The organism is Streptomyces sp. NRRL WC-3618, assembly GCF_001280005.1.
Taxonomy (GTDB): domain Bacteria; phylum Actinomycetota; class Actinomycetes; order Streptomycetales; family Streptomycetaceae; genus Streptomyces.
The window spans coordinates 1-323 of record NZ_LGDW01000342.1 but is presented as its reverse complement, the minus strand read 5'-3'; the positions used below and the strand labels follow the sequence as shown (position 1 = coordinate 323).

Here is a 323-nt window from a genome sequence, read left to right as displayed (position 1 = left end):
AGTCGTTTGGGGTGCGGCCGCAGATTGTCGGTGGTCATTCGATCGGTGAGCTGACGGCTGCGTATGTGGCCGGGGTGTGGTCGTTGGAGGACGCCGCCCAACTGGTGGCCGCGCGCGGCAGGTTGATGCAGTCACTGCCCGAGGGCGGGGCCATGCTGGCCGTCCAGGCGGCGGAGGCCGATATCCAGCCGCTCCTTGAGGGCATGGCAGACCGGGCCGGCGTCGCGGCCGTGAACGGCCCCTCGCAGGTGGTGCTCTCCGGTGAGCGGGAGGCTCTGGAGGGACTGGAGCAGGCGTTCCGGGGCGAGGGTCGCAAGGTGCGG

General features: G+C 70.9%; 1 protein-coding gene. It reads left to right on the top strand.

Going from position 1 to position 323, the window contains the following annotated elements:
- Nucleotides 1-323 (top strand): acyltransferase domain-containing protein (locus ADL01_RS24935; protein ID WP_159049623.1); only part of this gene is annotated, 323 nt, incomplete at both ends.